This window comes from Paenibacillus mellifer (genome assembly GCF_023195895.1).
Lineage (GTDB): Bacteria > Bacillota > Bacilli > Paenibacillales > Paenibacillaceae > Fontibacillus > Fontibacillus mellifer.
On the sequence record NZ_JALPRK010000038.1, the window covers coordinates 18,778 to 27,135 of the forward strand.

At 51.8% G+C, this 8,358-nt stretch carries 9 protein-coding genes and 1 other RNA gene; 9 read left to right on the top strand and 1 reads right to left on the bottom strand.

Annotated elements, in window-relative coordinates; genetic code table 11:
• Positions 1–28 precede the first annotated feature (28 nt).
• The 3 genes from M0651_RS23355 to M0651_RS23365 all read left to right on the top strand — a co-directional run bounded on the left by M0651_RS23355 (position 29) and on the right by M0651_RS23365 (position 2,390).
• Entirely contained in the window at positions 29–1,297 is a 1,269-nt protein-coding gene (locus tag M0651_RS23355) for a radical SAM family protein (RefSeq protein ID WP_248554068.1), read from the top strand.
• Positions 1,298–1,398: 101 nt separating this feature from the next.
• The gene (gene rpmE, locus M0651_RS23360) at positions 1,399–1,596 is read left to right on the top strand and encodes a 50S ribosomal protein L31 (RefSeq protein WP_059040438.1); all 198 of its coding nucleotides are present in this window, start codon (positions 1,399–1,401) and stop codon (positions 1,594–1,596) included.
• Positions 1,597–1,718: 122 nt separating this feature from the next.
• On the top strand, positions 1,719–2,390 hold the full coding sequence (locus M0651_RS23365) for a putative endonuclease domain-containing protein (RefSeq protein ID WP_248554069.1): 672 nt from the start codon (positions 1,719–1,721) through the stop codon (positions 2,388–2,390).
• A 344-nt stretch (positions 2,391–2,734) separates the two neighbouring features.
• Here M0651_RS23365 and M0651_RS23370 read toward each other — a convergent pair whose 3' ends face one another.
• Positions 2,735–3,991, bottom strand: coding sequence for a stalk domain-containing protein (locus M0651_RS23370; RefSeq protein WP_248554070.1), 1,257 nt, complete (start codon positions 3,989–3,991; stop codon positions 2,735–2,737).
• 182 nt (positions 3,992–4,173) lie between these two features.
• Here M0651_RS23370 and ffs point away from each other — a divergent pair.
• The 6 genes from ffs (at position 4,174) to M0651_RS23400 (ending at position 8,087) form a co-directional block, all read left to right on the top strand.
• Positions 4,174–4,440: signal recognition particle sRNA large type (gene ffs, locus M0651_RS23375), an RNA gene on the top strand.
• 126 nt (positions 4,441–4,566) lie between these two features.
• On the top strand, positions 4,567–6,321 hold the full coding sequence (dnaX, locus tag M0651_RS23380; RefSeq protein ID WP_248554071.1) for a DNA polymerase III subunit gamma/tau: 1,755 nt from the start codon (positions 4,567–4,569) through the stop codon (positions 6,319–6,321).
• Between the two features lie 99 nt (positions 6,322–6,420).
• Entirely contained in the window at positions 6,421–6,732 is a 312-nt protein-coding gene (locus tag M0651_RS23385; protein WP_248554072.1) for a YbaB/EbfC family nucleoid-associated protein, read from the top strand.
• A gap of 27 nt (positions 6,733–6,759) precedes the next feature.
• Positions 6,760–7,359, top strand: coding sequence for a recombination mediator RecR (recR, locus tag M0651_RS23390; RefSeq protein WP_248554073.1), 600 nt, complete (start codon positions 6,760–6,762; stop codon positions 7,357–7,359).
• Between the two features lie 151 nt (positions 7,360–7,510).
• A complete protein-coding gene (locus tag M0651_RS23395; protein WP_248554074.1) occupies positions 7,511–7,798 on the top strand; it encodes a DUF2508 family protein in 288 nt (95 codons plus the stop codon).
• 25 nt (positions 7,799–7,823) lie between these two features.
• Positions 7,824–8,087, top strand: a complete 264-nt coding sequence (locus M0651_RS23400; RefSeq protein WP_248554075.1) for a pro-sigmaK processing inhibitor BofA family protein — start codon at positions 7,824–7,826, stop codon at positions 8,085–8,087.
• Positions 8,088–8,358 lie beyond the last annotated feature (271 nt).

The window sequence follows — 8,358 nt, forward strand, 5'->3', positions numbered from 1 at the left end:
CCGTGATGAATACAAAGAGGAGAACAACATGTACTTAGTGTATGCAGATGAACAAGGACAGGTCTATGATCACTCTTCGCTGTTCGGCTTAGCCCGCAGTGCGGATATGATTGTGGAGATCATGGAGGATGAGCTGATTCCGCTTCCGGATGGGGCTACGTTGGTAGGCCTACCATCAACCCGGCCGATTGGGATGGACCCGGAGACTGGCGAAATGAAGCCGCTCCCCGGCAATGTCCAGGCGGTTGGAGCTTTGCTTCCGCAAGGCTATACCCGTCTTTGTCTGCCGGGGTATGTGAAGACCGACAAGGATTATAAACTCCCTTTGTTCGGATATTCCGCGGTTGTCTGGAAAGACGGTCAGTTTTATGTGACGGCGCGCTTGTCGGACGATCCCGAGAAGTGGAATCCGCTGAACTGTGATCCTCTTGAACTGAAGAATCAAGTGAAAACCTATACCTCCCGTTATCCAGAGAATCGGCTGTATGAGCATTTATCCAACTGCGCGTTGGGTTATGAGTGCTTGACGGCTTCCAATACGTTCCTCAACCGTTGGGAAGGGGCGGTCCCCGTCTCTTATTCCTGTAACGCAGGCTGTTTCGGTTGCATTTCTGAACAGCCGGACGATAGCGGATTCGTCTCCCCGCAGACACGGATGAATTTCCGTCCGCGCGTCGAGGAACTGGTGGAAGTCATGCTGGAGCATCTCACCACCCCAGAATCGATCATCAGCTTTGGTCAAGGCTGCGAAGGAGAACCTTCCACGCAGGCCAAGCTAATTATCGAAGCGATTCGCGAAGTCCGGCGCCGGACGGATATGGGGTATATCAACATCAATACGAACGCAGGGTTATCCGATCACATTCGCGGAATCGTGGATGCCGGCCTGGATCTGATGCGGGTCAGCACGATCAGCGCATTGGATGATCATTACAACGCCTACTACAAACCACGCGGCTATACGCTGGCAAATGTCGAGAAATCGTTGAAGTATGCTGCGGATCAAGGGGTGTACACCTCGATCAACTATTTGATTTTCCCCGGGGTCACGGACCGCGAGGAAGAAGTTGAAGCGATGATCGAATTCGCTCGCCGCAGCAAGCTGAAGCTGATTCAGTTGCGTAACCTGAACATTGACCCCGAGAGCTATCTGGACTTGATTCCGAAGGCGAAGGGCGAGATTCTAGGTATGAAGCAGGCGATTGAGATTTTTCAGGAGGAACTGCCGGATGTCGTGATTGGATCGTACACGCATGTCCCTCCGACAGAGTTGGCCCGCGTCAAGGTACGAGGATAAAACAGGCAATTGCATGAAAGATTGGCCCGTGCTATAATGCGATTGTGTGTCATTATAACTCTGTGCACGATTGAGGCTCAGGGCGGAAAGAGGTGAAAGTGATGAAAGAAGCAATTCAACCGAAATATCACGTGACTACGGTAACTTGCGCTTGCGGTAACACCTTCGAAACAGGTTCCGTGAAACAAGACCTGCGCGTTGAAATTTGCTCCAACTGCCATCCATTCTTCACAGGGAAACAGAAATTCCTGGATGCTGGTGGACGTGTGGATAGATTCAAAAAGAAATACGGTATCTAAGATACCCGTACACAAACGAAATGACGAAGAACGTCTTTGCCTATCTGATGATGGGCGGAGGCGTTTTTTTCTTTTTTACTGGCGTGATTTTATAAGTTCGGATAAAGGGAGGCGGCGGACATATGGAGTTTGATGAGACGCATCAACGTTGGTTGGCATCACATCGCAAACATCGTTCCGGTGAACGGAAGGATCGTTTGGAACGAGGGCATGGACATGGCGAACAACTATTTTTACGAAACGTATGGTGGCCTTTGCGTGGGAGTTTGGACAACCTGCATCCGGAATATGAGATCGCGGATTGGCGGGGGTGGCCCTATTTTGCGGACTTCGCTTGGCTCACGGAAGCCGTGAAGCTCATTATTGAGATCAAGGGCTTTGGGCCGCATGTTCGCGATATGGATCGCACGATGTATAGCCGGGAGTTGAATAGAGAAATTTTTCTGCAAGCTCTGGGTTATCGGGTGATTTCTCTGTCTTATGACGATGTGGAGCGACAGCCTGAAATTTGCATCATGCTGCTTCGGATGTTAATGAGTCGGTTTGAGGTATCTGGACAATGTGATCTGGCTAAGATCGCGTTGAAGTCTACGTTGCTGCAAGCAGTGCAAATAGGCAAATCTATTCGCCCGAAGGATGTAGAGAGGCAGCTTGGCGTAAATCATCGGACTGCGGTGCGGTATTTACAGCAGTTGTGCCAGCAAGGCTGGCTGCATGCGCATTCCAGCGGGATTTCAGGCCGGGTGTTGATGTATGACGTGGTACGGCGGGATTGGGATGCGTTTGATTGGTAGAAGGAGAAGTGCCCCATCGACCCCGACGGACTCCAAATGCCGCTCGATGCCAATCACCAAGTGTAAAAGTGCAGTTGATTCGAGCTGAAATTGGACAATTTGCTTGTTGGGATGTAAAAGTGCAGTTCAAAAAGGCCGAAAACGAGAAAACTCGCAGCAATAGGCGAAATTAGACTGCACTTTTGCATTTGAAACGGCAAATACATGTCAATTTGCCGAAATGAACTGCACTTTTACATTTCAGCCGGTTGAGATGGGATAGGGGGGCATCAAATAAAAAACAGGTCGGAGACGATAACCGACATCTGTCAGCCCTCGATCCAACCTGCTTATTCAACAAGCCATTACTTCTTAAATTCCACGCTTTGCTTAAGGCGGGTCCACTCATCACTCTTGATAATGCCCAGCCGCCATAAGGCGATGCCTTTGAGATCATAACGTTTCGCCAGACCGGTCAGCGTCTTGATGGTGTTCTCGTCCTCACTGTCCAGGTTGAGCCCGAGAATCAGTTTGCTGGCGCTCGTCTCTTCCAGAGCCAGACGAATCGCTTCATCCACTTTATCCACCGGTTGCGGCCGGCCGCTGTTGTCCCCCGGGAGGTAATCATAAGCCATAATCACGATTTCGTCCGTTAGGGCTCCCAACGTCTTATAATCATAACCTTGATAGGATGAGTTCAGCGGATGCAGTGCCAGGGATAGCTTGAGGCCGGCCGTCCGGGTTTGTTTCGACAATTCCTTAACGAAATTGTTAAAAGCCTGACGCGTTGCCGTCTTCTCCGTCGTTAAGCCGAGCCCTTCGAAATCCAGCATAATCCCTTGAAACGCCTTCTCTCTCGCCGCGTTGACCATATCGGTGATCGCCTGCTGACGTAGGTCTGGATCCTCGACGATTCGGGTGAGTTCGCCTTTCACGTCGCTGGAGTAGACCATGAGATACGGCAAGGTTCGGGCGGAGGCTGCGTCGTTCACGAGGCTGTCCGCAGTCACTTCACCTGCAGCCTGCGGCAGTCTGAATAGGTCGCCCGTTTGCGTGAATTTCCCGTTCTCGTCGATGCGGCTCCAGCCGAAAGCGACGGCGTCCAGACTAGGAACTGCCCCGACCTCCGAGAAGGAGGCAAAGGCGTAGAAGCCCAGGGTATACAACCGCTCCTGCGGTGAGGCGATGGACACAGTTTTCGAAGCTTGGTCCCATCCAACCTGGGCTCCGAACTGCTGGCTGAAGAAGCTAAGCGGAATCAGCGTATTGCCGCCTACGGATCGGGGGGCTACCGCCAATGGAACAGAGGCGTTGTTCACCTTCGCTGTTTTGCTGTTCAGCGTTAATTGCACATGGATGGCTTCAGCTCCCATACCTTTGACAGCAGTGATCGTTTTGGAGGTTTGATTCCAGGTGACCGTGATCCCGAGTGCTTCAGATATAGAGCGAAACGGAACCAACGTTGTGCCGTTCACGATCATCGGTTCTCCGGAAAAGGCCAGCGGGTATCCGTCCAGCATGATCCGCACCGATGACGCCGCCTCAACCTGAGACGGCCCCATTCCGGCCAAGCTTCCGGCCAAGAGCGCGGTGACCAGCAAATGTTTCCCGATTGCTTTCATTTGTTTCTCCTCTCTCATGCTCTATTTTCCAGTTTCTTATTCTATTAATATATCAAAATAAAACTAGAGTTGCATTTAGAGGGAGCGCATAAATCAGTGACAATCGAGGCATAAGGTAGGCACGCAGCCAACTTCTTCCCTTCGGTTGCAATTTGTACAGGCATAAGATATACTTAGTTTCACCGTGCTAGATGGGGAGGTAGCGGTGCCCTGTAACTCGCAATCCGCTGTAGCGAGGTTGAAGTCCTGTTAGAGGTCTTGTCGATGTGAGGCCGGTCTTTACGGCAGATGTTGACGGACGGGTCCTCCGCAAGGAGTACCTGCGAACCTGGTCAGGTCCGGAAGGAAGCAGCCATAAGCAGTATTACTCCTGTGCCGGAGGGCAGCCTGTCCCGAGTCATGCCGTAAAGGTGCCGCTCGGATCGCAATGATCAATAACAGGTGCACGGTGAATACTTGATAAGAATACATCTTTGTCTGCGGACAGGGGTGTTTTTTTTGTACATAGACCAAATGGCTATAGTATAATAAGGAAACGACAACCGTCGTTTGAGGAAAGAAAGAGGTGCCGCATAATGGAGCATATTGCGCTGTACCGGGCTTGGCGGCCGCAGTCGTTTCAAGACATGGTGGGGCAGCAGCATATCATCCGCACGTTGCAGAATGCGATCCGCGAACAGCGGCTGTCGCATGCCTATCTGTTCAGCGGTCCGCGGGGAACCGGGAAGACCAGTGCCGCGAAGATTTTGGCCAAAGCTGTAAACTGTGAAAAGGGACCTGCTGCAGAACCGTGCAACGAGTGCGATGCGTGCCGGAGGATCACCGCTGGCGCCGTCATGGACGTGCTTGAGATTGACGCCGCTTCCAACCGGGGGGTTGAGGAGATCCGCGATCTGCGGGAGAAAGTCAAATATGCCCCTACGGAAGTGCGGCAGAAGGTTTATATTATCGATGAAGTCCACATGCTGACCACGGAAGCTTTCAACGCGCTGCTAAAAACATTGGAGGAACCGCCTCCGCATGTGATGTTTATATTAGCGACTACCGAACCGCACCGTTTGCCGGCAACCGTCATCTCGCGTTGTCAGCGTTTTGATTTTCGCCGGGTATCGCTGGAAGAACAAAGCGAACGGCTGCGGATGATCTGCGAACAAGAAGGCATCGAAGCGGAAAAGGAAGCGATTGATTATATCGCCAGATTGTCTGACGGCGGGATGCGCGATGCGTTAAGCGTATTGGATCAGATCGCATCATTTTCGGGTCGTAAGGTCTCGTACCAACAGGTGCTGGACATGACCGGCGGCATCGCCTCTCGGCAGTTCGCGGAGCTGGCCAAAACCTTGCTCGCCGGCGATATCGGCGGGATGCTGCAGATGATCGACAGCTTTATGCAGGAAGGTAAAAGCGCGGATAAGTGTATGGAGAACCTTCTTTATTATTTCCGCGATTTGTTGATGGTCAAAATGGTACCGCAGGCGGACAAGTTGACAGAACGCGTGTTGGATCCGCAGGATTTTGCAGAGATTGCAGAAGCTTTCACGAAATCGCAGTTGTTCCGCATCATCGATACGTTAAATCACTATCAGACGGAAATGAAATACGCCGTCCAACCGCAAACGCTGTTTGAGGTCGCGTTATTGAAGATCTGTACGTTTGGAGCCGAAAGCGCTGAAGAGCAGCCGGCGGGAGCTCGCAGCACGGGCGCGTCTGCCGATGCTTCGGAGGTCCATCATCTCCGCCGTCAGCTTGCTGAGTTGGAAGCGAAGCTAGAACGCGCGCTGCAGGGCGGGCTTGCTGTAGGCGGCAACGCAGCTGGAGGCGCAGCGGCCGGAGGAAATCGTCCTTCGCGAAGCGCCGCACCACGTGTGGCTTCGAAGGCCAAAATTCCGACCGGGATGGAGCATTATCTTGCAGCTCGGAGTAGTCCGGAATTTCTGGAGATCCAGCAGAAATGGAACCAAGTGCTCCAGGCCGTCAAGGACGCCAAGATTACGATCCACGCCTGGTTTGTAAATGGGGAGCCCGTTTCGGTCACGGAGGAGAATGTGCTAGTCGCGTTCAAGAACGACATTCACCGTGAGACAACAGAGAAGCCGGCCAATAAGCAGGTCATTGAAACGGTGATGGAACGCCAACTGGGCAAGCCTTACCATTTGGTGACGATGATGCTGAAGGATTGGACGGATGCGCTGCAAGGTGCGGGCGAGCGGCCCGGCGGCGAGCCGTTTGAACTGGAACCCTTGCCTGAGGATGGCGGGTCCGGGAAAGAACCATGGGTGGACGAAGCGTTGAGTATCTTCGGGGATGATCTGGTCGTCATCAAAGAATGATGAACCCCCGGCCAGGTATAGACCTTAAAATCGTGGTTATGTTTTTTCTATATATCGCATGATGTACATGCAGACTACTTAAAGGAGATGTGAACGATCGTGAACAATATGAACCAAATGATGAAGCAAGTGAAGAAAATGCAGGAGCAAATGCTCAAAGCGCAGGAAGAACTCGCCAGTAAAACTGTCGAGGGCAGTGCGGGAGGCGGCGTAGTAACCGTAGAGGTGAATGGTCACAAGAAGGTGCTGGCTCTAACGATCAAACCGGAAGCAGTAGATCCGGATGATGTAGAAATGCTGCAGGATTTGGTGCTTACTGCAGTGAATGACGCTTTGACGAAAGCCGAAGAACTGGCGAACCAGGACATGGGCAAGTTTACGGGCGGAATGAAAATTCCAGGCCTGTTCTAATTTTAGGAACTGAAGGAGAAGGCCCCATTGTATTATCCCGAACCGATCGCGAAGCTGATCGATGCTTTTACCCATTTGCCCGGTATTGGGCCGAAGACGGCGGCGAGACTAGCTTTTCACGTATTGCGTATGAAGGAAGACGACGTCATCGATTTCGCCAAAGCGCTGGTAAGTGTGAAACGTAACCTTCATTATTGCTCTGTTTGCTGCAACATCACGGATACGGATCCTTGCCGGATATGTCAGGATAAGACCCGGGACGCTTCCGTCATTTGCGTCGTGCAGGAATCCAGGGATTTGGTGGCGATGGAGCGGACGAAGGAATTCGATGGCTACTATCACGTGCTGCAAGGGGCGATCTCGCCGATGGAAGGCTTGGGACCGGATGATATTCGGCTCAAGGAGTTGCTGACCCGGTTGAGCGATGAGCGGGTGAAGGAGCTGATTTTGGCGACCAATCCGAACATTGAGGGGGAGGCGACCGCCATGTATATCTCCCGTCTCGTGAAGCCTTTTGATATTCGCGTCACCCGGATCGCTCACGGGCTGCCGGTTGGCGGCGACCTGGAGTATGCGGATGAAGTGACGTTATCCAAGGCGCTGGAAGGTCGCCGAGAACTAAATTAGACTTTTTTTCATATTGTTTGGTACTGGAGAACTTTGGGTCCTGGCTTTCGCTTGGGGCTTGAAGTTCTTTTTGTTTTCCAGCTGTCGCGGTTCTAAGTTTGTCCTTTCCCCGATACACATGAAATAAAACCGGATGGGGAGGCGATCAAGCTTGAAGATATTGAAGGGCTGGGGCGAAGGGCGCTCAAACCGGGCTCGCGGAAACGAGGCAATGGAATACAAACAGGAATTGTATGTGGAGGTAATTAATGCGCTGAAGGAGTGGGAGCGAGCGCAGATCGCTTTTCAAGAAGCGGTAGGGCACGACGAGGTAGATGTGGCGATCTACACCCTGGAGGCGGCAGAACGAAGGTACCAAATCCAGCTTAAGGCGGCCAAGCAGGCTCATGTAGATTGGGACGCTTTTCGGAACGGGTCCTACTTTGGGGAAAGCTCATAAACATTTCATGTAGGAGGGGAAAAAGATGAAGCTTGTGCTAATCGGCATCCTTGCCGTGTCGCTGGCGCTGCTGTTATACATTTTGTTCTCGCGTAAAATCGGTTGGGGTTGGCTGTCGCGATTCGGGCTCCATATCGTGCTGGCGGCGCTGGGCATCTACGTGATCAATTTCTCCGGTTTAATGACCGAAGTTTACATCCCGTTGAATCCGGTCACTTTAAGCGCAGTAGTTATTCTTGGCTTGCCTGGTGTCGCTCTGCTGGTCGGTCTTAAATTAACTATGATCTGACGGTTGACTCGGTCAGATCATCTATGGTACATTATAAATCGCTTCGCCGGCGGGACAAGCCGGACAAGGCCTTCCAGATGATGACAATCAAAAAGACCTTGACTAAAGAATGGGCGGCGTGATATATTATAAAGGTCGCTGCTGAAACGAAGCGATAACGAAATACGAATGGTTTGATCTTTGAAAACTGAACAACGAGTGAGTAATACAATGAGATTTTTAAGGATGAATTTCAAACCGGTTCACTCCGGACTTGAAATTCGATCCGATC